The organism is Methanothermobacter sp. (assembly GCA_030055615.1).
Taxonomy (GTDB): Archaea; Methanobacteriota; Methanobacteria; order Methanobacteriales; family DSM-23052; genus Methanothermobacter_A.
Genome location: JASFYN010000001.1, coordinates 357,925 through 383,677 on the forward strand (window position 1 = coordinate 357,925; position 25,753 = coordinate 383,677).

Annotated in this window: 26 protein-coding genes and 5 tRNA genes; 9 read left to right on the top strand and 22 right to left on the bottom strand. The window is 41.1% G+C overall.

What is annotated here, in order from left to right; translation table 11 throughout:
* Positions 1 to 4: 4 nt before the first annotated feature.
* The 11 genes from QFX38_01995 to tpiA form a co-directional block, all read right to left on the bottom strand.
* Positions 5 to 3,151 (bottom strand): DNA-directed RNA polymerase subunit A', encoded by a 3,147-nt coding sequence (locus QFX38_01995; protein ID MDI9623646.1) that lies wholly within the window; start codon positions 3,149 to 3,151, stop codon positions 5 to 7.
* Positions 3,152 to 3,173: 22 nt separating this feature from the next.
* A complete protein-coding gene (gene rpoB, locus QFX38_02000; GenBank protein ID MDI9623647.1) occupies positions 3,174 to 4,979 on the bottom strand; it encodes a DNA-directed RNA polymerase subunit B in 1,806 nt (601 codons plus the stop codon).
* An 18-nt stretch (positions 4,980 to 4,997) separates the two neighbouring features.
* Positions 4,998 to 6,542: a DNA-directed RNA polymerase subunit B'' gene (locus QFX38_02005; protein MDI9623648.1), complete on the bottom strand. Its 1,545-nt coding sequence runs from the start codon at positions 6,540 to 6,542 to the stop codon at positions 4,998 to 5,000.
* A gap of 28 nt (positions 6,543 to 6,570) precedes the next feature.
* Positions 6,571 to 6,804, bottom strand: coding sequence for a DNA-directed RNA polymerase subunit H (locus QFX38_02010; protein MDI9623649.1), 234 nt, complete (start codon positions 6,802 to 6,804; stop codon positions 6,571 to 6,573).
* A 45-nt stretch (positions 6,805 to 6,849) separates the two neighbouring features.
* Positions 6,850 to 6,923: transfer RNA gene (locus QFX38_02015), tRNA-Lys, on the bottom strand.
* Between the two features lie 8 nt (positions 6,924 to 6,931).
* A tRNA-Asp gene (locus QFX38_02020) sits at positions 6,932 to 7,003 on the bottom strand.
* Between the two features lie 248 nt (positions 7,004 to 7,251).
* A tRNA-Tyr gene (locus QFX38_02025) sits at positions 7,252 to 7,325 on the bottom strand.
* 15 nt (positions 7,326 to 7,340) lie between these two features.
* A tRNA-Pro gene (locus QFX38_02030) sits at positions 7,341 to 7,415 on the bottom strand.
* Positions 7,416 to 7,429: 14 nt separating this feature from the next.
* Positions 7,430 to 7,503, bottom strand: a tRNA-Thr gene (locus QFX38_02035).
* Positions 7,504 to 7,577: 74 nt separating this feature from the next.
* Complete coding sequence (locus QFX38_02040; protein ID MDI9623650.1) at positions 7,578 to 8,798, bottom strand: phosphoglycerate kinase; 1,221 nt, start codon at positions 8,796 to 8,798, stop codon at positions 7,578 to 7,580.
* Positions 8,799 to 8,822: 24 nt separating this feature from the next.
* Complete coding sequence (tpiA, locus tag QFX38_02045) at positions 8,823 to 9,524, bottom strand: triose-phosphate isomerase (GenBank protein MDI9623651.1); 702 nt, start codon at positions 9,522 to 9,524, stop codon at positions 8,823 to 8,825.
* A 220-nt stretch (positions 9,525 to 9,744) separates the two neighbouring features.
* Here tpiA and twy1 point away from each other — a divergent pair, with 220 nt between their 5' ends.
* Genes twy1 through QFX38_02060 form a run of 3 tightly spaced genes read left to right on the top strand, consistent with a single transcriptional unit; the run spans position 9,745 to position 12,610 of the window.
* The gene (gene twy1 / locus QFX38_02050) at positions 9,745 to 10,662 is read left to right on the top strand and encodes a 4-demethylwyosine synthase TYW1 (protein MDI9623652.1); all 918 of its coding nucleotides are present in this window, start codon (positions 9,745 to 9,747) and stop codon (positions 10,660 to 10,662) included.
* A gap of 14 nt (positions 10,663 to 10,676) precedes the next feature.
* On the top strand, positions 10,677 to 11,510 hold the full coding sequence (locus tag QFX38_02055) for a DUF1002 domain-containing protein (GenBank protein MDI9623653.1): 834 nt from the start codon (positions 10,677 to 10,679) through the stop codon (positions 11,508 to 11,510).
* A 14-nt stretch (positions 11,511 to 11,524) separates the two neighbouring features.
* The gene (locus QFX38_02060; protein MDI9623654.1) at positions 11,525 to 12,610 is read left to right on the top strand and encodes a hypothetical protein; all 1,086 of its coding nucleotides are present in this window, start codon (positions 11,525 to 11,527) and stop codon (positions 12,608 to 12,610) included.
* Between the two features lie 2 nt (positions 12,611 to 12,612).
* Here the strand turns inward: QFX38_02060 and sucC are convergent, their stop codons facing one another.
* The 11 genes from sucC to QFX38_02115 form a co-directional block, all read right to left on the bottom strand.
* Entirely contained in the window at positions 12,613 to 13,716 is a 1,104-nt protein-coding gene (sucC, locus tag QFX38_02065; protein MDI9623655.1) for an ADP-forming succinate--CoA ligase subunit beta, read from the bottom strand.
* Positions 13,713 to 14,276: a 2-oxoacid:ferredoxin oxidoreductase subunit gamma gene (locus tag QFX38_02070; protein MDI9623656.1), complete on the bottom strand. Its 564-nt coding sequence runs from the start codon at positions 14,274 to 14,276 to the stop codon at positions 13,713 to 13,715. The genes sucC and QFX38_02070 overlap by 4 nt, the downstream gene beginning before the upstream one ends.
* Before the next feature lie 5 nt (positions 14,277 to 14,281).
* Positions 14,282 to 15,136 (bottom strand): 2-oxoglutarate synthase subunit KorB, encoded by an 855-nt coding sequence (gene korB / locus QFX38_02075; protein MDI9623657.1) that lies wholly within the window; start codon positions 15,134 to 15,136, stop codon positions 14,282 to 14,284.
* Between the two features lie 13 nt (positions 15,137 to 15,149).
* The gene (locus QFX38_02080) at positions 15,150 to 16,277 is read right to left on the bottom strand and encodes a 2-oxoacid:acceptor oxidoreductase subunit alpha (protein MDI9623658.1); all 1,128 of its coding nucleotides are present in this window, start codon (positions 16,275 to 16,277) and stop codon (positions 15,150 to 15,152) included.
* Positions 16,270 to 16,473: a ferredoxin family protein gene (locus tag QFX38_02085; GenBank protein MDI9623659.1), complete on the bottom strand. Its 204-nt coding sequence runs from the start codon at positions 16,471 to 16,473 to the stop codon at positions 16,270 to 16,272. The genes QFX38_02080 and QFX38_02085 overlap by 8 nt, the downstream gene beginning before the upstream one ends.
* A 151-nt stretch (positions 16,474 to 16,624) precedes the next feature.
* Positions 16,625 to 16,990: a dihydroneopterin aldolase family protein gene (locus tag QFX38_02090; GenBank protein MDI9623660.1), complete on the bottom strand. Its 366-nt coding sequence runs from the start codon at positions 16,988 to 16,990 to the stop codon at positions 16,625 to 16,627.
* Positions 16,987 to 17,724, bottom strand: coding sequence for a sortase (locus tag QFX38_02095; GenBank protein ID MDI9623661.1), 738 nt, complete (start codon positions 17,722 to 17,724; stop codon positions 16,987 to 16,989). Before QFX38_02095 ends, QFX38_02090 begins: the two co-directional genes overlap by 4 nt.
* Before the next feature lie 42 nt (positions 17,725 to 17,766).
* On the bottom strand, positions 17,767 to 18,576 hold the full coding sequence (locus tag QFX38_02100) for a hypothetical protein (protein ID MDI9623662.1): 810 nt from the start codon (positions 18,574 to 18,576) through the stop codon (positions 17,767 to 17,769).
* Positions 18,577 to 18,745: 169 nt separating this feature from the next.
* Positions 18,746 to 20,044: a DUF515 domain-containing protein gene (locus tag QFX38_02105; GenBank protein ID MDI9623663.1), complete on the bottom strand. Its 1,299-nt coding sequence runs from the start codon at positions 20,042 to 20,044 to the stop codon at positions 18,746 to 18,748.
* Complete coding sequence (locus QFX38_02110) at positions 20,041 to 20,724, bottom strand: archaetidylserine synthase (GenBank protein MDI9623664.1); 684 nt, start codon at positions 20,722 to 20,724, stop codon at positions 20,041 to 20,043. Before QFX38_02110 ends, QFX38_02105 begins: the two co-directional genes overlap by 4 nt.
* A 3-nt stretch (positions 20,725 to 20,727) precedes the next feature.
* The gene (locus QFX38_02115) at positions 20,728 to 21,402 is read right to left on the bottom strand and encodes an archaetidylserine decarboxylase (GenBank protein MDI9623665.1); all 675 of its coding nucleotides are present in this window, start codon (positions 21,400 to 21,402) and stop codon (positions 20,728 to 20,730) included.
* Positions 21,403 to 21,531: 129 nt separating this feature from the next.
* Here QFX38_02115 and QFX38_02120 point away from each other — a divergent pair, with 129 nt between their 5' ends.
* The 6 genes from QFX38_02120 to QFX38_02145 are packed head-to-tail and all read left to right on the top strand — an operon-like array spanning position 21,532 to position 25,748.
* Positions 21,532 to 22,164 (top strand): hypothetical protein, encoded by a 633-nt coding sequence (locus tag QFX38_02120; GenBank protein MDI9623666.1) that lies wholly within the window; start codon positions 21,532 to 21,534, stop codon positions 22,162 to 22,164.
* Between the two features lies 1 nt (position 22,165).
* Positions 22,166 to 23,236 (top strand): rod shape-determining protein, encoded by a 1,071-nt coding sequence (locus tag QFX38_02125; protein MDI9623667.1) that lies wholly within the window; start codon positions 22,166 to 22,168, stop codon positions 23,234 to 23,236.
* An 11-nt stretch (positions 23,237 to 23,247) separates the two neighbouring features.
* Positions 23,248 to 23,868 (top strand): ribonuclease HII, encoded by a 621-nt coding sequence (rnhB, locus tag QFX38_02130; GenBank protein MDI9623668.1) that lies wholly within the window; start codon positions 23,248 to 23,250, stop codon positions 23,866 to 23,868.
* An 11-nt stretch (positions 23,869 to 23,879) separates the two neighbouring features.
* On the top strand, positions 23,880 to 24,719 hold the full coding sequence (locus QFX38_02135) for a MotA/TolQ/ExbB proton channel family protein (GenBank protein MDI9623669.1): 840 nt from the start codon (positions 23,880 to 23,882) through the stop codon (positions 24,717 to 24,719).
* Between the two features lie 13 nt (positions 24,720 to 24,732).
* Positions 24,733 to 25,128, top strand: a complete 396-nt coding sequence (locus QFX38_02140; GenBank protein MDI9623670.1) for a biopolymer transporter ExbD — start codon at positions 24,733 to 24,735, stop codon at positions 25,126 to 25,128.
* Between the two features lie 14 nt (positions 25,129 to 25,142).
* A complete protein-coding gene (locus tag QFX38_02145; GenBank protein MDI9623671.1) occupies positions 25,143 to 25,748 on the top strand; it encodes an IMP cyclohydrolase in 606 nt (201 codons plus the stop codon).
* Positions 25,749 to 25,753 lie beyond the last annotated feature (5 nt).

Genomic DNA, 25,753 nt, shown 5'->3' on the forward strand with positions numbered 1-25,753 from the left:
GGATTTATTTACCTGCCCTAATTTCATCTACTAGTTTTTCAAGGTCTACTATCTCACCATAATCGCTTTTTGCCGGGTCGACTCCATCTTCTCCGTAGAGTCTTTGGATTACAATTCCTCTATTGTCGATTACCATACCATCATCTGTGACTGTTAAGTCTTGGAGAGCGTTTACAAGTCTTCTCTGCATGTAACCACTTTGAGCCGTTCTGATAGCGGTGTCAACAAGGCCTTCTCTTCCTCCCATCGCATGGAAGAAAAATTCTAGCGGATCTAGGCCTTCTTTGTAGCTGGAGTGTACGAAGCCTCTTGCTTTGGCGCCTAGTTCGCCTTTTTTGAAGTGTGGTAGTGTTCTTTTGGTGTATCCTCTTGTGATTCTGCTTCCTCTTACTGATTGTTGGCCGACGCATGCTGTTATTTGTGTGAGGTTGAGCATGGATCCTCTTGCGCCGGTGAGGGCCATTATTACTGAATGGTTTTCTTCCATGTCGAAATATTCTTCTGCTATTTCCCCTGATTTGTCTCTAGCTTCCCCTAGTACTTGCATTATTTTCATTTCGAGTGTTTCTTCGAGTGTTCTTCCAGGGAGTGGTTCTAGTTCGCCGTTTTCGTAGGCTTCGATTAGTCTGTCAACTCTTTTTTCGGCATTTTTTAGGTGGGCTTCTATTCTTTCTTTCGCTTCTTGGGGTATTTCCTGGTCTCTGATGCTTGTTGTGAATCCTACTTTCATTATTGCGGCTATGGCCAATTTTGTGGCTGTATCCAGGAATTCTCGGGCTTTGTCTGTGCCGTATTCTTTCACGATGTGGTCTAGTATTTTTCCTGAAAATGCTCCGTAGGCTTTTTCGTCTATTACGCCGGATTTTAGTTGTCCGTTTTCTATGATGACATAAGCGTCGTATTTGCATTCCTCTTTTAGGCATTCGTCACATTTTCTGCATATTTCTGCCTTGTATGTCATGTTAAGGTCATCGGGCAGTACCATGCTGAATATTTCTTTGCCGGTCCATTTTCTACCTTTTTTGTCTGGTAGTGGGATGCCCGCCCTTTTCAAGAGTTGGAATGCGTCTCCTTCATCAAATTCTGTGCCTCTTTTTGTTAGGAGGTATGCTCCTGAAATATGGTCATGTATGCCCCCGATTATAGGCCCGCCAAACCTTGGTGAAAGTATATGTTCCTGTACCCTCATTAGAGTTTTTGCTTCTGCGCGGGCTTCCTCTGTCTGTAGAACGTGTAGGTTCATCTCGTCCCCGTCAAAATCGGCATTATATGGTGGACAAACACATAGGTTTAAGCGGAACGTTTTGTATGGTAATACCCGGACTTCGTGGGCCATCATTGACATTCTGTGCAATGATGGTTGTCTATTAAATAATACGATGTCACCATCTTTTAGGTGTCTTTCGACGATGTATCCCGGTTCTATTTTTTCAAGTATGGCTTCTTTTGTCTCCTCATAGATTCTTATTTTGCGGTTGTCTGGTCTTATAACGTAATTTGCGCCTGGGTGTTTGTCTGGGCCGTTTTTGATGTATTTTTTGACTTCGTCTATGTTCCATTCGGTTACGTAAACAGGTACTGTAACTTCTTTGGCTATTATTTCTGGGACGCCTACTTCGTTTATGCTAATATTTGGGTCTGGGGATATTACTGTACGTGCGGAGAAGTTAACCCTTTTACCTGAGAGGTTTCCTCTGAATCTTCCTTCTTTACCTTTTAGTCGTTGGGCTAATGTTTTTAGGGGTCTTCCTGATCTGTGTCTTGCTGGTGGCACGCCTGATGCTTCGTTGTCAAAGTATGTTGTTACGTGGTATTGTAGGAGTTCCCATAGGTCTTCTACGATGAGTTGGGGTGCTCCTGCTTCCATGTTTTCTTTGAGGCGTTGGTTGATTCTTAGTATGTCAACGAGTTTGTGTGTGAGGTCGTCTTCTGAACGTTCCCCTGTTTCTAGTGTGATTGAGGGTCTTACGGTTACTGGTGGTACTGGTAGTACTGTGAGGACCATCCATTCTGGTCTTGCAACTTCTGGGTTGACTCCGAGGAGGAGTGAGTCTTCGTCAGTTACTTTTTCGAGTCTTTCTCTGACTTCACTTGGAGTTAGCTTGTAATCGATTATGTCAAGGAGTTTTCTGAGGTTTCTGATCTTCTCTAGGACTTCCATTGGCCTTATGATCTCTTTTAGCTCTCCTTTAATGTTCGAGATTTTCTCAGGATTCTCTTGAATTTCTTTGGTTATTTTGAGAAGTTTATTGATCTTTTCCAAAAGTTCTGGTTCGTCTTTTAAAGTTTTGTCGAGTTCTTCTAATGTTTTTGTTTTTTCTTTGAGGTTTATCCATTCGGTTGCCTGGTTATTTGATGCTTCCTCTGACTTTTCATTTTCTAGGAATTCTATGATCTCTTTGAATGTTGATTTTTCACCGGTTTTTTCAAAAACGCTTCTGAGATTTTTAACTTCTTCTATGTATTCTATGATTTCTTCTAGGCTTTCGTTGAGTTCTGTTGTTAGTCTTTTGATTTCGGTTGTTGTTAGTCTGTATTTTCTTTCTAGTAGTTCTGTTAGTTCGGGTGATGTTAGTGTGTGGCCTTCTTCTAGCATTTCGATTATATCTTCTAGTAATTCTATGATTTCATCGGTTGTTAATTTGTAGTCTTCTTCTACGATGGATACTGGTTTGTCTATTTTGATGTCTCCTTGGTCTTCGTCACAGTGTGGGCATCTTTCACGTCTTGCAACATCATAAACTTCTTTTATGATATCTGTAAGGTTCTCCTCCCTCTCCATAGCCTCCTGAAACAATAACCTATACTCTTCTATCTCTTTATCATCGAGGAGGATCCTTCCACATTTTCTACATGTTGACCTGAGAATCTTATGTATGGTGTCGGCGAATCCAACATGTATCACAGGCCTTGCGAAGTTTATGTGGCCGAAGTGGCCTGGGCAATCACCTCCCTTGGCCCCGCATGTTTTACATCTCAAGCCAGGGTCTATAACACCGAGGCGTCGGTCCATCAGCCCGTTTTCGATGGGATATCCGTCTTCATCATATGTGTCGGGTGTTATGATCTGGGCTACTGACATTTTCCTTATCTCATCTGGTGAAAGCAGCCCAAATTCAATCTTGGAAATTTTTTTAAGAATGCCTTTCAAGGTTGGTCTCTCCCCCTTTCTTCTATGCTTTATCCTCTAAGATGAGTTTTGGGAATATGCAGAGGCTTTTAAGCTCATCTAATAATAGTTTGAATGCATAGGATATTTCAACTGGGAATGATTCTGAATCTTCACAAATTGGACAATATGTTTTACCCCTTATACGATCGTATATGGCTAACATACCACACTCGGAGCAAACAAGGGCCTCATACTTGTCTGATTCATCTAGGAGCCTCTCTTTGAGTGTTAACGCCGCCCCATGGGCTATTAGACAGTCTCTTTCCATTTCACCAAATCTTAGACCACCTTCTCTAGCCCGACCTTCTGTGGGTTGTCTTGTAAGTACTTGTACAGGACCTCTTGATCGTGCATAGACCTTATCTGTTGTCATGTGATGGAGTTTCTGATAATATGCTACTCCTATGAATATTTCTGCTTGGAGTTTTTCACCTGTAACACCATCATATAATGTTTCAACCCCAGCGGTTTCGAAGCCATTTGCTCGGAGAGCCTCCTTTATATCCTCTTCTTTTTCACCAGTGAATGGTGTTCCATCAACTCTCTCAGCATCCATACAAGCGGCTTTACCAGCCATCATCTCTAGTACTTGTCCAACGGACATCCTTGAGGGTATTGCATGGGGATTTATTATGAGATCTGGTATTATTCCATCCTCTGTGAATGGCATGTCCTCTTCTGGCACTATAAGTCCTACAACACCCTTCTGTCCATGTCTTGAAGCGAACTTATCACCTAACTCGGGTTGGCGCTGATCTCTTAGGCGTATTTTAACCAGTCTATTGCCTTCAACAGTTTCTGTGAGTAGAACGGCATCAACAACACCCTTTTCACCATGTCTCACTGTGACTGAAGTTTCCCTCCTTCTTTCGGCAACAGTGCCGAACTCGTCTATCTCTTCGAGGAAACGTGGAGGGGATGTTTTACCGATTAAGACATCACCAGAGAAAACCTTTGATTCAGGGTTTACTATTCCGTCTTCATCAAGATGCCTATAAGCTCTTTCTGAACGATAACCTCTCACACCCTTTTCAGGTATTTCGAAACGATCTTCTTGGCCCCCAGGGTATCTTCTCTCAGAAGCTTCATAGGATCTGAAGAATGTTGATCTTGCAAGTCCTCTTTCAAGGGAGGCTCTATTTAGGATGAGGGCATCCTCCATATTGTAGCCTTCATAGGACATCACTGCAACTACAAAATTTTGCCCTGAAGGTCTATTATCGTATCCTATAACATCTATTATCCTTGTCTTCACAATGGGTTCTTGGGGGTAATGGAGGAGGTGGGCCCTTGTATCTGTTCTAAGCTTATAATTTGATGCGTAGAAGCCTAGGGCTTGTTTGGTCATGCCCGCTTCCATGGTATTTCTTGGTGATGAATTATGATTTGCGAAGGGTATGATACCAGCGCATATCCCGAGCATTGTTGAAGGGTCGATTTCAAGGTGTGTATGTTCTTCTGTCAGTTCATCTTCTGACATTGCGATATAAGCGTTTTCTTCTTCTTCGGCATCTAGGTATTCTATCACACCCTCTTTTATCAGATCATCCCATCCAATTTCACCTTCTCTCAGAAGTTCTAGGTGTTTTTCTGTGAGGAGTGGTTTACCATCTTTTACTATTATGAGGGGTCTTCTAGCTCTTCCAGGGTCTGTGAAAATGTAAATTTCATTATTCTCAGGATAATATGTGATGTTCATTTCATGGGAGACTTCTCCTCGCCTCCTTTTTTCTCTCATCTCTTCAACGAATTCTTCAGGTTCGTCACAGGTGCCTATGAGTTCTCCGTTAATATAAATTTTGGTCATTTTACTGAACCCCCCATTTTAGTTTAGGATCCCCATTTTTTTTATCACATCTTTTATCTCGTGCGGGTCCGCGCCCTCTGAGATTTTAACCATTAATGCAAGGTTTTTGACCAAACCACAGTTGGGACCTTCTGGGGTTTCATTTGGGCATATTTTCCCGAATTGTGTTGGATGAAGGTCTCTGGCCTCGAAGTGTGGCTGGCTCCGGCTTAGTGGGGACACTACCCTTCTGAGGTGTGATAATGTGCCCATGTAACTTGTACGGTCGAGTAACTGGCTTATACCTGCTCTGCCACCTACCCAATTTCCTGTGGCGATTGCATGTTTTATGTTTTCTGTGAGGACGTCTGATCGGACTGCTTGTTTCACTGAAGGTTCTTTACCCCTTGCAAGGCTCCTTTCTAACTGGTAGGTCATGTCCCTTGTTAAACTTGTGAATGCTACCCTGAAAAGGTCTTCCATGAGATCCCCTGAAACTCTTAATCTTTTGTTTGTATAGTGATCTTTGTCGTGGGGTTCTCTTTCACCATATATGACCTGTAATAGCATTTCAGTCATCTCAGCAAGGTAAATTGCTTTATCGATCCTCTTTTCGGGTTCGGTGCCGATATGGGGTAAAAGATAGCGGTCTATCACGTCTTCCGCCCTTCTTATCCTGTAATCTTCTGTCATCCCCTTGGCTACTCTGTTACCAATATATTTGATGGCGCTTAATATCAGGTATTCTCTACGTTCTTCTTTGTCCAATCCCTCTAATTTCTCATAGTCTATTTTGAGTTTTTCAGAGGAGACTTCTATATCATCAGTGACCACCATCTGGTAATTCAAGTCGTCAGAGATACTGGTTATGATTTCCTCATCTGTGGCTAATCCTAGGGCCCTTAGTAATATTACGAGTGGTATTTCTCCTGGGACGTAGGGGAATGATATGCGGAGGTATACTCCCTTTCTCCTGGGTTTTTTATATTCGACTGATATCCGGGCCCTGAACCCGCTTTTTATCGATGTTACAATGGCCCTGGCTCTGTTCTCTTCGATTTCACCCAATCTTTCTAGGATGATCTTGTTTGGGGCTATCTCTTCTGTAGTTACGAGTGATCTCTCTGATCCGTTGACTATGAAGTATCCTCCAGGGTCACGTGGATCCTCTCCTTTTTCTATAAGTTCCTTTTCTTTGAGCCCGTGGAGATGGCATATTTCTGATTTTAACATTACTGGTAATTCTCCAATGTAGACTTTTTCGAAATCTGGCTCTGGAGCCCCTTCTTTTAAAAGTCGCATTTCGAGGCTCATATGCGCGGAGTAGGTTAAGTTTCTAAGTCTGGCTTCCATTGGGAATATTTTGGTGGTGGATCCGTCAGCTTCCTTGATGAAAGGTTTCACTATCTCGAGTTTTCCTGTCTCCACCCTATATTTTCCTTCTTCGAATTCTATGGGTTCGCTGGTATCTATTATCTCCTGTATTCTATTGTTTACGAAATCGTTGTAGGATTCCAAGTGGTGGTCTACTAGATTGTATTTGTCAAAAAACGCATCTACCAATTCCCATGCACTTTTTCTCATGGACTTCCTCCAAAAAATAATAATATGATCAATCTTGAACTATCCTATATGTTACAAATTTACCTGCGGTTGGACTTTCCCTTATTATCTTCAGTATATCCCCCTCTTTCGCCCCTATAGCTTTCACTACGGGGTCGTCAGTCCTTATTTTGGGTAGTTGTTCGGCGTGGATTTTCATTTCCTTGAGGACTTTCTCAGCCTCCTCTTCAGATAAAATAACATGTTCCGGTACCAGTTGATGTTTTAATATATCCTTCTTCACAATTTATCCTCCACGTGAAAAATATGACCTAGAATCAGGGGGGAACGGGCCCGACGGGAATTGAACCCGCGACCACTTGGTTAAAAGCCAAGCGCTCTTCCAGACTGAGCTACGGGCCCTATGGGGACGCCCTGGCCGGGAATTGAACCCGAGTCGCGGGCTCGACAGGCCCGCATGATAGCCCCTACACCACCAGGGCAATCCTCTAAAATGAGATCATCCCAATTTATCCATCTCACTCCTTTAAATATTTTACCCTCCATCTATTATCCGGATCAGACTTTTTTTTGATGAGAGTCTACACACACTAAAGGTGGAGCATGATATATATCTACTCTCTAGAAACGTTGAATGTTATATATTTTTTGTAACATTTTATAAATATTTTTCCCCCTTTTTATAGTATCGTAGTGAAGACTTATAAAATTGGTAGGGGAGGTGGGAAAGTCCCGCCTGCCGGACTTGAACCGGCAACCCTCGGATCTACAGTCCGATGCTCTGCCAAATTGAGCTAAGGCGGGCCTATGATGAAGGTATGGGACCACCCGGATTTGAACCGGGGTCTCAGGCTCCCAAAGCCCAAAGGATCGACCAGGCTACCCTATGGTCCCATAGGATTATGTGAAGCCCCGGACGGGAATTGAACCCGCGACCACGAGATTACAAGTCTCGCGCTCCACCAGACTGAGCTACCGAGGCATTCATCATATTAGTCATTAATATTTAAATATTTTACGGTGGAATATAATATGTTTTTGAAGCATGATATAGTTTTAAATATTCATGGGATTGCAGAGTACTTTGACGGCTGGTAATTCTTCACCAGCCAATAAACTTATAGCAGCACCACCACCACTACTTATATGGTTTATACCATCTTGAAAGCCCATTTGAACCGCTGCAGCGGCTAAGTGGCCGCCTCCGATTATGGAAAACCCAGAGGATGACGAAATGGCGTTAAGCAGGTCTTCAGTGCCTATACTGAACTCTGGGTTTTCGAAGACTCCTGCAGGACCATTTGCAACTATCATTTTAGCGTTCCTTATTTTCTCTGCATAAACTTTTATGGTTTCTAGGCCAATATCATAAATGGGAAGATCAGGGATATCTTTTATGGGGACATCTAATCTTTTATCGTCTTTGCATACTGCCACATCAACTGGTATAAGTATTTTGTCCTTGAATTTTTTCATGAGCTTCCTGGCTACCTTTATAAGATTTTTGTAGCCTCTTTTTTTTATTAGTTTTTCGTTACATTTACCTATATCTATTTTAGCTGCTTTCAAAAACACGTTAGCCACAAGACCCGTAGTCAATATATAATCGGCACTGCCCTTTCCTAGGACGTTTTCCATGACTTTTATGGAGTCATCGACTTTAACGCCCCCAAGAACATAAATGCAAGGCCTTTTAACATTTTCAAGGGCACTATATAGGATTTTTAATTCTCTTTCCATGACCCTTCCAGCTGCGGAGGGTAGTTTCACTGGGAAACCTACAAGTGAGGGTTGGGATCTGTGGGCTGCTGCGAATGCATCATTAATATAATAATCGATAAGTGGGGATAGTTTCCTTACAAGGTGGGTTTTTGCTTGGATTCTAGGCTCCCGTTTTAGGATTTCCTCTGAGTAAAAACGAACATTCTCTAGGAGTATTATGTCGCCTTTTTTCATCTTGGAGATTTCCTCTCTGGCAGCGCATCCAAAGATATCCTCGACATATTTTACAGGACGTCCTACAATATTTGATAGAATCTCAGCATGTTTTTCTAGTGTTGTGAAATCCTTTTTACCTGGTCTGCTTTGGTGGGCTAATATAACAACTTTCGCATCCATACTTGCAAGCTCATCTATGGTCTCTGAGTGGAGTCTGAGGCGCGTATCATCGAGTATCATCCCTGTATGTGGATCTACAGGAGAGTTTATGTCAATCCTTAGAAGTACGGTTTTACCATTTAATTCAAGGTCGTCTATGGTCTTGAAATTTAATGACATTCAATGTTCACCCCCAAAGTTAATCTATATTTTACTCACCAAGTCCAAGAGAGCTTCACGGGGGTTATCTGCTAATATGACACCGGAGGCTAAAAGCACGCCTTCTGATCCAAGATCTAGGGCCGCTTTAAAATCTTCACCTGTAGATATCCCAGCTCCACAGAGCACTTTAACATTAGGGTTTATGTTTTTAACAGCATCTACGGTCCCAGTAACCACTTCAGGTTCTGCCTTGGATACTGGGATGCCAGATCCTATAAGTTCTGGGGGTTCCACTGCCACAAAATCAGGGCCCATTGCAGCTGCAGCAGCGCTTGTGTCCACATTATTTGTACAGAATATACTAATGAGACCTGCTTCTTTAACTCTTTCAATAACTCTTTGGGCATCTGCAAGTTTCATCCTTTTCTCTGAATGATTTATAAGGGTTCCTGTAGCTCCAGCTTCCTCTGCGCATTCTAGGAGAATGCTACCAGTGTGACCACCAGCATCTATGGGGTCTATATGTTGAGCAATCACTGGTATTTTAACATTTTGAGCCACCCTAAAAAGATCCATATGTTGTGGCGCGACCACAATATTAACACCGGTTTCATCGGCTACTTGTTCACATGCACGGGCTAAATTCACAGCATTCTCACCAGTAGCTTCAATATAAGTTTTAAAATTTAATATTACAATGGGAGTATCATATTTCAATGATGAGCCTCCAAATTCTTGTTCCAACCCCAAATAGGGGTATAATCATTTTTTATAAAAACTATTAAATAAGCTCTCCTATTATTATTTTTTTATGACACTAAACAGATATTATATTGTTTAAGAAATTCTTAATATCATTACCTTGAAACATTCACATATGTTAGATTAACTCCAACTTGAATAAAAGGGGATGTGTATTCCTTTGTATTGATGTGTGAGTATTGGAAGTATTAGGTGGATAGATGTGTTCATTTCAAAATTCGAGAAACTCAAAAGATTGGAGAAGATGGGGTACAGATTCGTTGGCGAAAATGCGCATGCAGCAGTGAAGACTTGTCTGTGGACAAAAAAGAGCATATTAGATGAGGGAACATGTTACAAACAGAAATTTTATGGTATCAAAAGCCACAGATGCCTGCAAATGTCCCCAAGCGTATTCTTCTGTCAACAAAAGTGTCTTTTTTGTTGGAGAGACCTTAGATACACGAAAACGGAATGGGATGGGGACTATGATGAACCAGCGGATATAATAGATGCTTGTATAAACGCTCAAAGAAGCTTGCTTTGCGGATTCTTCGGGAACGAAAAAGCCAACAAGGAAAAACTCCTTGAAGCACAAGAACCCAATAATGCAGCTATATCACTAGCTGGGGAACCGCTATTATATCCAATGATAAACGAACTGATCGCAGAATTCCATAAAAGGAAATTCACGACATTCTTAGTTACCAATGGTATCAATTACAAGGCACTTGAAAATCTTTCAGAAGAACCCACCCAACTCTACATTTCACTAGACGCACCCTCCAAGAAAATTCACAAGAAACTTTGCCGACCGCAAACAGAAAATGCATGGGAGCATCTGAACAGATCATTAGAATTACTCCCAAGTTTCAACTGTCGAAAAGTTCTGAGGATAACAGCAGTTAACGGAAAGAACATGACAAAACCAGGTGGCTACGCATCACTTATCAAAAAGGCCCAGCCAGACTTCGTGGAAGTAAAAGCTTACATGTATCTTGGATATTCACGTCAAAGATTAGAAATGGAAAACATGCCATTATTCTTTGAAGTTTATGAATTCGCAGATAAAATAGCTAAACTAACCAACATGGACATAATCGATAAATCAAAAGAAAGCAGAGTAGTACTCTTAAGCTAAATTGGAGGATTTTAATGAAATACATCATATTGGCTCTAATACTCTTGATATTCTCTGTTTATGGGACTTCAGGACTTTCGATTACAATAGGAGAGACTACCTACAACAATCCAGAGTATAAAAAGGCCGTGATGGATTATTTCCAATCAAAAACAGATAAAAATATAAAAGATGTTAATATAGAGATTATCACAGCCCAAGATGTTAATAGGATATCCGAGGATGTTACAGGCAAAGTATATAATCCAGATCAGATATTTTCATGTGCTATGGTTGATCTGGACAATGATAATCTTACAATAGTCGTTGATGAGAGTAAAATAAAGAATGTAACACCTCAAATGTATGCGAACAGTTTAAAATCCGCTGGTATAGAAAAGGGTTATGTCGTGGTTTCATCCCCATTATCAGTATCTGGAGAAACAGCTCTCATGAGCATATTCAGATCCTATGAGATCCTAATAGGGGCTAAGATACCAGATGATGTTAAAAAAGCATCCCTTAAGGAAATGTACCTTCAAACCAAACTAGTTAATGAAACTGGTGAAGACGGTGATACTATCGCCCAGTTAATTAGTGAAGTTAAAAATAGTACAGAATCTGAAGATATAGATGATACCCAGAAGATAAAAGAGAAAGTCACCCAAACCGCAGATAAACTAGATATTGATCTAACGAATACCCAGATAGAGGAAATATCACAAGTAATCGCAAACTCACAGAAAGTACATGGATTAGCCACCAACTTCAAAAAGAAATATAAAACTCGTAGCGCTGGATTAGAAGATCAATTATATTCATGGTTGCAAAGTCGCTATGATTATCTAATAGATCTACTATCAACATGAACTAGGAGATTAACATGTTAATAGCAAAGAACAACCTTCAGTTCATCATAGAAGTTGCCATAATAATCCATGCCGGTTTAATAATATTATTCAATCTAGTGGGAGTTTCCCTGAGCTTAGTCCTCTTTCTAGGCACTCTTCTCACAATGTTATTCGCCTTCTTATTCTCTGCTGACACCATCCTATTAATTTTACCGTTATTCACACATCAAGAATTTACACACCCGTTCGGCCCATTCGCAGTCCTATCATGGGTTAGTGTACTTGCAGCGTCAAATCTCTTATCAGAGGCTGGTATACGTTCAACTTCTATCAAAACACTAAATTACATCCTATTTTTCGTCATAGCAATTGCAGGGGGTTTAATGCACCGTTCATTCCTTCTTTTATGGTTCCTTGGAGGGGCCATAGGATATTATATAATGTCTAAAAGTTTCAGAAGGAGTGCGAGGATAACAAGAAAATCGATCATAGGGTTCATATCAGCCCTTATAGGCGGATTCGCGCTCATGGAATTCTTAGCAAAGATACTTGACATGCCAGTTTTAAGCCCACTTCTTAGAATTACAAGGCTGGAAAATTATACTCTCCCCAGTTTAAAGTTAGTCCTTACAAAGACAACATTTTGGGGCCATGTAGTGGGATCCTGCTATTGGAAGTCAGAGTGTCTAGGCGGGGCTGATGGTTATATAACACTCCCAGTGACCCTAATCCACGAGTTAGGATTACCTTACCATATCTTTTATGGTGTGCTTATCTATAAGAAGGATTATATAGATTATATGCTACCAGGTATATTTGCAGTATCCTTTGACGCTGGATATTTCGGTCTTTTGTTCCTTTTATCATGGGTGCTTATAGTGACTATCACAGGACTTCAAGTCCTCAGAATATACAGAGAGAAGAGATTTAATGGTAGTAGAAGATATCTTGGAAGAGAAGCCCTCCTTATAGGTTCTCTTTCGGCTTTTCTGACGCAGAGCATCATCGGACTTTTCTTGTTTAATCGTTCATTCAATTCGTCAGCACTTCTCACTTATATTATATTATCTGCTCTTGTAATGGCGCATTCCATAAATGTTAAGAGGAGGATATCATAGACTTATAGTTTCCTCGCGATTTCAACAGCCTTTGCAGCGGCCTTTTCAAGTGATGTTTCGAATGGTATCCCAGCTTCTTTGAGGATTCTCTGCCCTTCTTCTTCGTTCGTACCCGTAAGCCTTATTACAAGAGGTATATCCCTTTCAGCATCCTTTAGAGCTTCAACAACACCCTTTGCCACGTCATCTGCTCTTGTTATACCCCCGAGCACGTTTAAGAAGACAACATCAACCTTAGGATATGATATTACATGGTTGATCGCCTTTCTTATAATTTCTGGAGAAGCACCACCCCCTATATCGAGGAATGTTGCGGGTTCCCCACCTTGCAATTTTATAAGATCCATTGCTGTTAATGTGAGCCCTGCACCATTCCCTATAACTGCTATGTTACCGTCCAATTTAACAAAAGCGAATTCGCTAGTCTTATACTCCTCCTGTTCTCTGAATTCCGGATGTCTGAATATAGAATCATCATCAATTTCGAGTTTGGCATCAACTGCGATCAGATTACCTTCAGAAAGGACAAGTGGGTTTATCTCAGCGAGAAGCGCATCATATTTTCTGAAAAGATTATAGAGTCTCCAGATTATGCCACCCACTTGGCCTATGAGTTTACCTTCCATGCCCATTTTCCGGGCAATTTCCCTAGCCTCATAGGGTAAGAATTCCCCAAGAGGATCGACATAATACTTAATTATCTTTTCTGGGTGTTCGCGGGCAAGTTCTTCTATTTCAACACCACCTTCGCTACTTGCCATTATAAGGGGTTTTTTCATTGTCCTGTCAACTATAATGCTAACATAAAATTCTTGTTCAATGGGGATCTTCTCTTCTACAAGGACCTTCTCTATCTTCTCGCCTTTAATCGAAGAGGATAAAAGTTCTTCACTGACTTTGTAGGCGCTTTCTGGGTTTTCAGCAAATCTTATACCGCCGGCCTTGCCCCTGCCCCCTGTGAGGATTTGTGATTTTATAGCAACTGGCTTCCCTAATCTTTTAGCTATTTTCTCAACATCTTCTGGCGTGTTGGCCACACCCCCATCTGGTGTGGGTATGCCCTCTTTTCTAAAGAGTTCCTTGGCATTATATTCATATAATTTCATCTGGGATCCCCCACTTCTAGTATTCTTTTCCCGGCTTCGAATGCTTCAAGGTTCTTCTTCTCAGTTCCTGGTGGCACACTATCATCTATGGCCTTTTTAGCCGCCTGGTCACTGATTACCTTAGTAGCCTTTGTGAGGGCTCCTATCATCACCATATTAGCAACTATTGGGATGCCTATCTTCTCTTTTGCGGTTCTAGTAGCCGGGGCCCTATAATATTTTATCTTTTTTTTCTTGATGAAATCTTTTATCTCTTCTTCTTTGATCATGTCAGGGTCGGCTATTAGTGTGGCTCCAGTTTTCAGATCATCTAAATAGGTTATAAGGGCTTCGTGTGACATTGCCACGAATATGTCAGGTTCGCGGACCTTTGGATAGTCTATTTCCCTATCACTTATAACTACTTCAGATCTGGATGCACCACCTCTTGCTTCTGGGCCATATGATTGTGTTTGCACAGCATGGAGTTCATCATATAAACTTGCGGCTTTTCCTATCACTATCCCCGCCAAGACAACACCTTGACCCCCGAAACCTGCGATTCTAATCTCCTTTCTCACTTCGATCATCCCCTATAAGCTGATTTTATCGATTTGAATCTTTCACCACACTTTTCCTCTATGAGGTCATAGATTACAGTGGTCAGCTCTTCCTTTTCTTCTTTTACAAAGTCTCCCACGATTATTTTACCCTCCAGTTCCTCTGGGTCCATCTTCAAGGCTTTTCTCCTATTTATGCTATTGTCTTTCATCCAGTGTAGCATCTCAACAGGGGATCTCATACGATTTTTACGGCCGAAATATGTTGGACATTGTGATAACACTTCTATAAAGGAGAATCCTTTATTTTCAAAGCCTCTTCTAATGGAATTTGCAAGTTGTAATGGATGGGCTGTTGTCCACCTGGCGACATAACTGGCTCCCGCGGCTTTCACAAGCTCGGCCAAATCAAAGGGTGCTTCAATGGCACCGTAGGGTGCTGTGGTACCATAACTTCCACGGGGGGAGGTTGGGCTTATCTGGCCACCGGTCATGCCATAAATGTTATTGTTTATACAGATTACTGTGAGGTCGATGTTTCTCCTGGCGCCATGGATGAGATGATTACCCCCTATTGCAGCGGCATCCCCGTCACCTGTGAAGACTACAACGTCAAGGGTGGGGTTTCCTAATTTGAGTCCAGTGGCGAATGCTATTGGCCTTCCATGTGTTGTATGGAGGGAGTCGCATTTCACATAACCTGGGATCCTTGATGAGCAGCCGATACCAGATACTAGGACTATATTTTTGAAGTCAATCTTTGCAAGTTCCATGCCTTTGAAGAATGTGTTCATTACTATGCCATTTCCACATCCTGCGCAGAAAATGTGTGGGAGCCTATCTTTTCTCAGGTATTTTAAGTATGGATTTTTAATGGTCATTAGGGGGATCCTCCTAGATCATGGATTTTATTTTGGCCTTTATTTCATCTGGGTTATGTATTTCCCCACCCAATTTTGGAAGGAGTTCGACTTCCGCCATGCCATTAGCCGCTCTTTGAACTTCATAGAAGATCTGTCCAAGGTTCATTTCCACGACAAGTAATTTATCAGCTGTTTCGGCGACCTTTCTCACTTCGTCTTCTGGGAAGGGCCATGGTGTGTCTATTTTCATATAACCTACCTTGTAGCCTTCTTTTCTCAAATCTTTTATGGCTGTTGCAACAGAGCGGCTAGGGGCTCCATATGATATGGTTATAAGATCTGCATCTTCTGTATGGGAGTTTTTAACCCTAATTATATCTTTTTGGTGGTTGAGTATCTTGTCACATAATCTTTTCACGAGCCTTTCATGGCCTTCAGGGTTTGAAGCGTCAGGGTATCCTTTTTCGTCGTGTGTGAGTCCAGTGACAGGGATGTTGTAACCTTCACCGAATGGGGGCATTGGTGTCGTCCCATCAGCCCTTGCTTTGAATGGTACGAACTCTTTGGGGTCTTCTTGGGGTCTTTTTCTTTTTATAATTTTCACTTTGTCTGGGATTGTTATCTTTTCTCGCATGTGGCCCACTATTTCATCGGCCATCACCATTACCGGTATTCTGTACTTTTCTGAAAAATTAAACGCTTCTATGGTGAAATCGAAGCATTCTTGGACTGATGAGGGTGCTAAGGCTATGATTTCATAATCTCCGTGGGATCCCCAGCGGGCTTGCATCATGTCACTCTGGGAAGCCATTGTAGGTTGGCCTGTTGAAGGCGAACCCCTCTGGACATCTATAACTACTAGGGGTGTTTCTGTCATGGCGGCATAGCCTATATGTTCTTGCATGAGTGAAAATCCCGGGCCTGAAGTGGCTGTCATCCCCTTTAGACCGCTCCAGGCAGCTCCTATCACAGCTCCTAGCGCTCCTATCTCATCCTCCATTTGTATGAAAATGCCACCCTCCCTTGGCAAGAGTAAGGCCATTTCCTCGGCTATCTCGGTTGATGGGGTTATTGGGTAACCTGCGAAGAATCTGCACCCTGCTTTTATAGCCCCTCTTGCACATGCCTGGTTTCCCTGTATGAAGTATTCTTCAACCATTTTCATCCACCGCTATGGCTTGATCTGGGCAGAATAAAATACATATCTTGCATTTCTTACATTTATCCTCATTTTTAGGTACTGGGACGTAGACTCCCCTTTTATTTAATGTATCGGATTCTTCATAGACTTTTTCGGGGCAGAATTCTATGCATATGTTACATCCCTTGCAGAGTTCAGGATTTATACGTATCATAGGACATCTTCCCAAAATCCCTTTTTTCTATACCCTTATAATATTACTTGACATTTAACTTATTCGGCGATAACCTTCTAAGTAATGGTGTGGCCAATATAACATTCTCAATAAGAGGGCGAATAAAAGAGTGGTATGATTCTTTCCTTGTTCATTCTTCTTTTACATTTTCCACATAGATGAGTGGATATTTGAGTCTATCAATGTATTTCATCCGTATAATGGCCTTCACATTCTTGAACTTTGAGGTTATCTTAACGTCTAACATTCTCCCTTCTAGTGAAACATATCCAAACTCATTTTCAGCATCATCTAAATTTATTTCAACTTTAACATCCTCTATATTTGGTTGAAGTTTTATGGAATCCTCGATAGCTGTTTTAAGCGATTCTAGGGTATCCTGATTTACTGGGGTGCCGATGAATTGATGGAAAAGGGCACCCATACTTATAGCACCCTCAAATATAGCCCTCTCCCTATTAGAAAGGCACTTAAAATATTCATCTATACTACTCATAGATATCCCACCCAGAATCCCATTATATTATTTAATTCCCCGAGTTTCTCAGCTATAAACTCTGGGGGTGTTGGGAAAAGATAACCAAAAAAGAGAAAAAGGGTTAAAGCTGCTGTGGCCATGAATATAAATTTTCTATCTTCTTTCACGGGATAAATTCTAGTAACTATGAGCCCCCCACCAAAGAAGGCGCCTATGATAAGAAGCGCATAATAGTTCTTAGGATTCTCAACCTTCAAATTTTTTTGGAACGGTGAAATCTTGACAAGATCACATTCCACTATCAATCTTTCACTCATAGAACCAATAGGATGACAAGTTATAAGGAATAATTTATCCCCTTGATAGATTGATATTAAATACGAAGCAGGAACGGTGAAGGACTTGTTCACAGTATACTCTGCCATCCCAATACCCGGCCAATTAAGATAAACTTTATCACCTTTCTTCAGTTTATCCAATTTAAAGAATGGGGATCCATACATTGTCCTATGACCAAAAAGGATGACAGTACCATTCCCAGGCTTAAATGATCTGGGCTCATGATAAACACCATAAAAAACCGATTTATTATTAACCTCCTTTGTGAGGTTAATAGAGGGAATCTCCAAAATAGGGACATTAGGCTCTTTTTGTTTTATGTTGATCTCAGAAGCATAAAAACTCACCTCTATAAGGGCATAAAGGGATAGTATGAACATGCCAACTATTACCAAAACCGTTGATACTCTCATTGTCTCCCACCAAAAAAAATTGAAAATAAAAAGGAGGGGATTTTAACTTAACCTTGTATATGCTATGGCAGCCACCGTAACAAGAACACCTATCAACAACGGCCCCCATGGAGCCCCAGTCTCTCCACCAGGAACTGTAGTGGTCTTGTTACTAGGATACTCTCCGGCAGCAGCTCTCAAATTGGACTTAAGAGGCGTGCCATAATAACTGTAACCCTCACCGGCTCCTGCAGGCCACTCATAAGTGTATTCAAAATTCGAATAACTTCGACCTGGTAATGCAACATCCCATGCAGCAACATAAGCCCCTGGAACCGATTCATAATCAATGAAGTCAACCTTTGGATAACTGTATGTAAGTTTTGAATTTGATGGTACGATAGGCGCCCTAACTATACCATAAACCCAATCATTATCAATGTTTTTGAGGCTGAAACCAAATGTTCCAGTCCATTTCACGATCTTAAGATCAGGATTTAATGTTTCAAGCTCATTAGGCATAAACCATGAAGTGTAAAGTCCTGGTTCGCTCACAAGAGGCCAATAATATGTCGGATCCTCACCTGCGGGATAAAGATAACTAAGTTTGTCGCCGAATGGACCTGTTGCCTTTAATTCGAATGATACTGTCCTTGTTTGTCCAGGGTCTATTTCCCAGCCATAGTCCCCGCCAAGTTCTGGAAATCGTGATTTGGCCATTTTGACAGCTGGTGGATCGGTCCATTCAATCGTCCACTTTATTGTATCATTTATTGCAAGATGATCTTGGTATGCTTGGCCTATCTTGAAATAGTAGGGCCTGTTGGCTTTGTTTTTGACTGTTACTTTTATGATCACCCAGAGACTATCCATTTGTAAGCTGGCTTTGGTATGGTTAACCCAGGTTTCTCCGCCAGTTTTATTTTGTGCAAAATCTGTTTCGGATGTGGCAAAGATCGAAAATAAAAAAATTGTAATTAATCCAACTAATAATATGTATCGTAGTCTATTCATCCAAATTAACCCCCAAACCATTATTTTTTTATCCATAAATTTTATGTAATTCACGGATCATCCATTCCGGCGCGTTCTGTGTCGGGACAGTCAATATTATATTGTTCATGTTCTGTATCAAGAATGGTACATCGTCCCTTGGCACCTCTAATATTACAAGGTAGGTGGCGTCAAGTTCTCCGAGGTTCGCGGCTCTTTCATAATCGGACAATCTTATACCATAATTCTGTAGGATGGCCCTGATATCCTCTTCACTCAAACCACCTGCTGCAGCTGCCCTGAGGAGCTGTTCAACATCAGTAGCTGTTTTTTTCTCCATTGCCATCCCGGAGGTCATTGTGTTCACGGAAATATTCTGTGACCTTAAAATACTAGCATCCACAGAACCACTATCCTTCGCCCTAAGAATTGCGAGTACCGTGGCCCCGCTTATCCTCGGTGTGGTCTCTTGGGGAGTTACGGTGGTGTTGTTACCAGTCTGGTTCACGTTGAGGTATACGTCCACCATGCTACCGACACCTATAAGTCCGCCGGCGGCTTGTAATCTTGATATCATAATGGGAACTGCAACAGTATCGGGGGTTTGGATCACCATATTAGCGAGTACTGTTGCATCTGCTTCGTTCACTATTTTCTGCGCATCAGAGGCTTTCATTATAATCCTCTTCGACTCTAACTGGCTCCCCATCTCTGTGACATTATACACTACCATGACTCTATTGAATCTGTCCTTTTTGGTGCTGATTTCTTGGGTCTGGTATCTGCGCCAAGATTTGGTTGCGGGTCCGAGCACATCAACTGCTAGTACTTCCTCTGGTGTCTGTCCACTGTCTATCTCGGCAAGTATTGCCTGTTTCTGCGGGTCTGTTGCGAGCGGCCCCTTAAAGTATGCGTCTACTTCAGCTAGTTTCTGATCTTTAGCAGCTTGGAGCGTCTGCTGGTATGGTTGATATACGAGAAAATAGTATCCGCTCGCCACGATAATTATTATTATTATACCAAAAACTATGGCTCCTACGAGGGTGCGTTGATCTTCTTCCGGGATCTTTGGACGTATACCCCTACTAGGAGGCTTCCCGGGTGGTGTTAAACCAGGTTTTTTCTCAGAGGGCCTACTGGGAATTTTTAATCTAGGTTTTTCTTCTTTTTTACCTACTCTTAGGCGGGGTCTGGGCATGGGTCTTTTCTCTGGTTTTTTTGATGGTTCCTTCTTGGTGCCTCTAAGCTTGTCCACTAGACCTTTCACTTTTTTCTTGATATCATCGTCATCACCTTTTTTTCGAAGATCTGGAGGCCTATTATTATCGCCTTTTATTTTATCTATCATCTTGTACCCCTTTTTAAGCTTTTTCGGACGAATGGGATTAATATGTATGCTATTACCAATGCGAGGAGTGCTATGGCGACTATTTTGAGTTTTGCCCCTGTGAGTATGGTGAGTATCAGTAGTATAATTATTATTGTCCCGTTTTTCGCGGTGATTTTTGGATATTCTATGGAACTTATCATTATGAGTGATATCAGAGTTGCTATGATGAATATGAGATATTCATTGAAAAGACCGCTAAGGTAGAGGGAGGAAACAATGACAGCCATTACTGGTATTGGTAAGCCGATGAAGGCATCCTTTTTGACATTTGCAATTATATTGAATCTTGAAAGCCTTAATATCCCACATGTCATTATTAGGAGACTAACTAATATATTAATGTATCGAAAACTTGTTGTGGAATATATGAAAAGTGCTGGGGCCAGACCAAATGAGATAATATCTGAAAGGGAGTCAACATTCCTCCCAAAACCTTCATCATCTTCTCTTTTTATTCTGCGAGCAACCCATCCGTCAATGGAATCAAAAATAACCGCAAGTAACATTAACTGACAAGCGAGGCCCATGCTCCCCTCTGATATCATTATTATTGATAGGAATCCAAGAGAAGCGTTTATAATCGAAAATAGGTCAGGAACCGCAATATAATATTGTATCTTATATTTTCTCTCTATCATCCGCTATAAACCTCTCTTTTTACTATGTGGGAATCGTGCTATTATTGTCTCCCCTGCCTTGGGCTTTGATCCGATATCAACTAAAATTTCGCAATCCTTGGGTATTATAAGATCCACCCGGGACCCGAAACGGATCATGCCTATCCTGGTTCCAATTTTCACTTTTTCACCCACATTTACATATTGTATTATCCTCCTAGCTATGAAACCTGCTATCTGGATGATTCCCACTCTACCATATTTACCTTCGATGACCATTAAATTTTTCTCATTTTCTGTTAAAATTTTACCCTTCGCTATTTTGAATTTTCCAGGATAATAACTAGTATGGATGACCTTCCCGCTGATGGGGGCCCTGTTAACATGCACATCAAAGGGGGACATGAATGTGCTTACAAGGATGGCCTCATCATCATCTGTTATTTTATCTAATAATGGATAGGAGGAGTCTATCACTTCTATTCTGTCTATTTTCCCTGATAGTATCCTCCCATCAGCAGCTGCCACTATTATACCTTGTGAGTTTGGTGTTTTCCGCTGTGGGTCCCTGAAGAATTGTATTAAAAAGGCTAAAAATGATAGGATGAAGAACGTTATGATATAATATCCTAGGAGAAAGAGGAGGATGGAGCATGTTAAGAGTATCCCAAATTTTTTGGAGGATCCTTTCACAAGCATGGGATCACCAGTGGAATATATTCTTTTTTCCAAAAACTGATAAAATATATATAAAGTTTTTTAGATATTAATCTCTACATCCCCCGGATAAAATTTAAAGCTTATCTTATAACCTGTGATGTGATGATGATGATAGAAAGCAAGATTAGGGTTCTTCGACAAGCAGCGCAAGTATCAAGCACCAGTTCAGGTAGGATATGGTGTGTTGCCGTTGGTAACGAGGATACTATTAACAGTGTAGCCTATGAGGCTATAGCATCTAGGGATAAAGTTAAAATACTCTTCAGGGAACATGTATCGGTTAAAGAAGCTTTTGTCAGGAAAAAATTTGATTTGATGATGCTTTATGGTGACGAGTCCAAGATACGGGATCTATCAATCATATGTAAAGAAAACGGAGGGGCTTTTTTAAAAATAGCACCCCATTATGTTAAAAATGAGCCTCATCTCCTACTTCTCGTAGCACCGGAGAATTTGATCAAAAAATTTGTTGGAGAAGCAGAAAAGAAGAAAGCCAATTTCAAGTTGATCCTCCAGGATAAGACAACAGGTTTTATAGAAGCAGATGTTTATTTAACTGCAAAATTGCCAAAGTTTATAAGGGAGATCATTGACCCATTATTTAAAGTTACAGATATTGTCTTAACAACATTATTGATATCAGTATCCAAAGAAGGAGAAGATGTTGAAAAGATAAAGGAAATTTCAGCCCACAATAATATATTTATTGTAGATTTCAAAGACATTTTAGAGGAGGATTGAAATGTTTTCATTTAGAAAAAAGGAAAAAGGAAAAAAAGAGGAAAGTAAGACAGTCACAGGAACCCTTGGTATAGATTTAGGGACGCTAAATACTGTGATAGCTAAGCCATCAGGGGATAAATTTGATATTTATAAAATACCTTCAGTAGTCGCCGTGAAAAAGGATGACCCATCTTATGTCCTTGCGGTGGGTGAAGAAGCGAAAAAGATGCTTGGCAGGACACCTGAGGATATAGTGGCTGTCAGACCACTTAGGAAGGGTGTTGTGGAGAGCGTGGCACAAGCAGAGGCGCTTATAATCCATGCAATAGAAATGGGTGCAGGTGACATATCAGAGATCGAAAGGATAGTCATAGGCATTCCAGGTAACGCATCAGAAGTTGAAAGGAATGCAGTTGAAGAAATTGGCAAGAGAGCTGGCGTAAAATACATTCTAGTTATAAGTGAGGGTCTTGCAGCGGCAATAGGCGCAGGATTGCCAATAGCTGAAGCCTCAGGTACTATGGTTATCGACATCGGCGCAGGATCAAGCGACATCGTCGTCATATCACTCGGGGGGATAACAGACATTGAAACAGTACGAGTCGGCGGCGATGACATAGACGAAAACATAGTAGAACTAGTTAAAGAAAAACATAATGTAGAGATAGGATTACACGAGGCCGAAAGGGCCAAAATCGAAGTTGGCATGGTCCATTCAAAAACAGAATTTGAGAACGAAAAAACCACGGTAATAGGAAAATGTATGGAGACGAACAAACCAAAAGAGGTTGAAATAGATTCAAAATTGGTTGCTGATGCAGCAGAACCCGTTATCACAAAAGTTATAGATGCAATTTCAAAGGTTCTTGAAAGATTATCACCAGAACTCATATCAGGAGTATACAAAAGGACAATATTGGTTGGGGGCACATCCCTCCTAAGAGGGCTTAAAGAAAGAATCTACGAGGAGGTAGGCATCCCAGCCGAGGTATCAGAAGACCCCATGACCGTAGTGGCGAAAGGAACAGCCATCGTCGCAGCCGAACCAAGAGCACTAGAACCGGAAGTAAGACTAAAAGCCATGAAATAACAGCTGATCCAATGAAAATACTCGGAATCGACGAAGCAGGTAGAGGACCCGTTATAGGACCCCTCATAATAGCAGGGGTCATGCTACCAAAAGAAAAAATAAAAATCCTCGAAAAACTCCAAGTTAAAGACTCCAAAAAACTCACACCAAGAAAACGCACATACCTCGCTAAAAAGATAAAAAAAATCAGCAAATATTATATAACAAAAATAGACGCCCCAACCATAGACAAATTACGCAAAGAGGGTGTTAACCTCAACGAAATAGAAAAAATGGCCATCGTAGATATCATCAGCAAAGCCCGGCCAGACCATGCAATAATAGACTCGATTGACATAAAACCCCAAAGATTCGAAAAAGAAATAAAAAAATTAATAAAATATAAAATAAACATCAAAGCAGAACACGGTGCCGACAAAAAATATCCAATAGTATCAGCCGCATCCATAATAGCCAAAAATCAAAGAGAACAAGAAATAGAAAAAATAAAAAGAAAATACAAAGTAGAGTTCGGTTCGGGGTACCCTAACGACCCCCTTACAAAAAAATTCCTATCCAGCCTAGAACATGATAAACTACCAGATTTCATAAGAAAATCATGGGCCACAATAAAAAACATGCAAAAAAACTAGGGGGGCTCAGGATGATCACAGACCCAATAATAAATTCCATCACAACAATACTAGAAATGTTCAGAAGCGGGGGCATAATCACCTACGCCATCGCAATCATAGGAATATACGGCTTATCACTCTCCATAGAAAAAATATATTATCTACGCAAAATATCACGTATCAGCACACCAGAAATCATAGGGATAGTCAACGATTCCATGGAAAAAGGAGGCGCCCTAGAAGCCCTCAGAGCCATAGGACAGTACCAAAACCCAATCTCGAAAATAATCTCAGAAGCTCTCAAAATAGGCTACAGGAACAAGGCAGAAGTCGAAGATGCCATGGAAAGAGTTTTCATCGTCGAAATGAGCAATATGACCCGTGGCCTCGGCACCCTCAAGACAATAATCGAAATCGCACCACTACTAGGTCTTATAGGCACAGTCATAGGAATATGGCACACATTCAAAGTCCTTGGAGTTAACGCAGACCCCACTTCAATGGCGCAAGGAATCTACATAGCCCTTATAACAACCATAGCAGGGCTCACAGTCGCAATCCTACTACTACCATTCTACTCATACATAACAAGCAGAATAGAAGCTGAAATAGATAAAATAGAACTTATAAAAAAGATGACAAACTGGAATTATGCGATTATGAAAATTAAAGTGGAAGGAAACCTTGAAGCTGTGATGGAAGCCCTAAGAGAATCAGAGGGTATAGTTAACGTGAAACCCATCAACGAACCCGAAGCAAACCTACAAGTAGCATTCAAACCTAGCATGCTAGAAAAGAGTATAAACAACATAATACTCGAAAAATGTAACAAAAGCGCAGATATAATAGAAAGCAGACTAAAACAATAATGGTGGAATAATATTGCCCATTGACGTTGAAAGATATAAAAGGAAGATTAGAAGGGCCAACCCACGCTTCAACCTCGTCCCATTTATAGACATACTATTTACCTTACTCATTTTCCTTGTTGTAACGAGCAGTTTTCAAGGAATAAATGAGGGAGCATCCTCCTCAGGCAAACCAGAACCAGGAGAAAGTTTAGGCCCCTCTGAATATTATCTGATCCCCGTGGCCGGCTTGACAAAGGTTATGGTCAATGGTGTTGATAAATCAGAATATATAAGAAATAGTGCGATTGCAGTCCATACACGCGTATTAGATGAAGGCGAAATAACAATAAGACCAAGGGAGGGTCTTATAATCATACAAACACCACCAGGTTTCCCTGTAGATAAAGCAGTTAAGAGTCCAGCATAGTAAGGTGATAAAGAATGTATCTTGGTAGAATATTAGCTGTTGGAAGCAACGAAGATGGCGTATTCGCCGCTTATAGGGTGTCGAGCAGATCATTCCCCAATAGGATCGCTAAGAAATTCGAGGACAGAATCGCCATCATCCCTAAGGAGGGCCACGAAACCGATGTCTTCAAGAACCCTTATATCGCATACAATTGTATAAGGATAGTAGAGGATACAGCAATAGTATCCAATGGTTCACACACAGATGTGATAGCCGATAAGATAAGTTTGGGCATGAACATAAGGGATGCTATAGCATTATCCCTACTTACAATGGACTATGAAAAGGATGAACTAAACACTCCAAGGATAGCAGCAGCCATAAAAGATGATGGTGAAGGCCATATAGGGATAGTAACCTCCCATAATATACAAGTAGAGAGGGTGCCAAGTGGGAGCTCATATTACATATCCACATATGAACATACAACACCTAGAAGAGTTAAATTCGAGGCTGAGAACGCGGATGAAGCAGCCGCTTATATAATGGATGGGGGAGAATTCTCGAAGTTCACAAATCCAGTAACAGCGGCAGCAGCTTTTAAAGGGGACCTGAAATGGGAACTTAGCACCATTTAACCGAA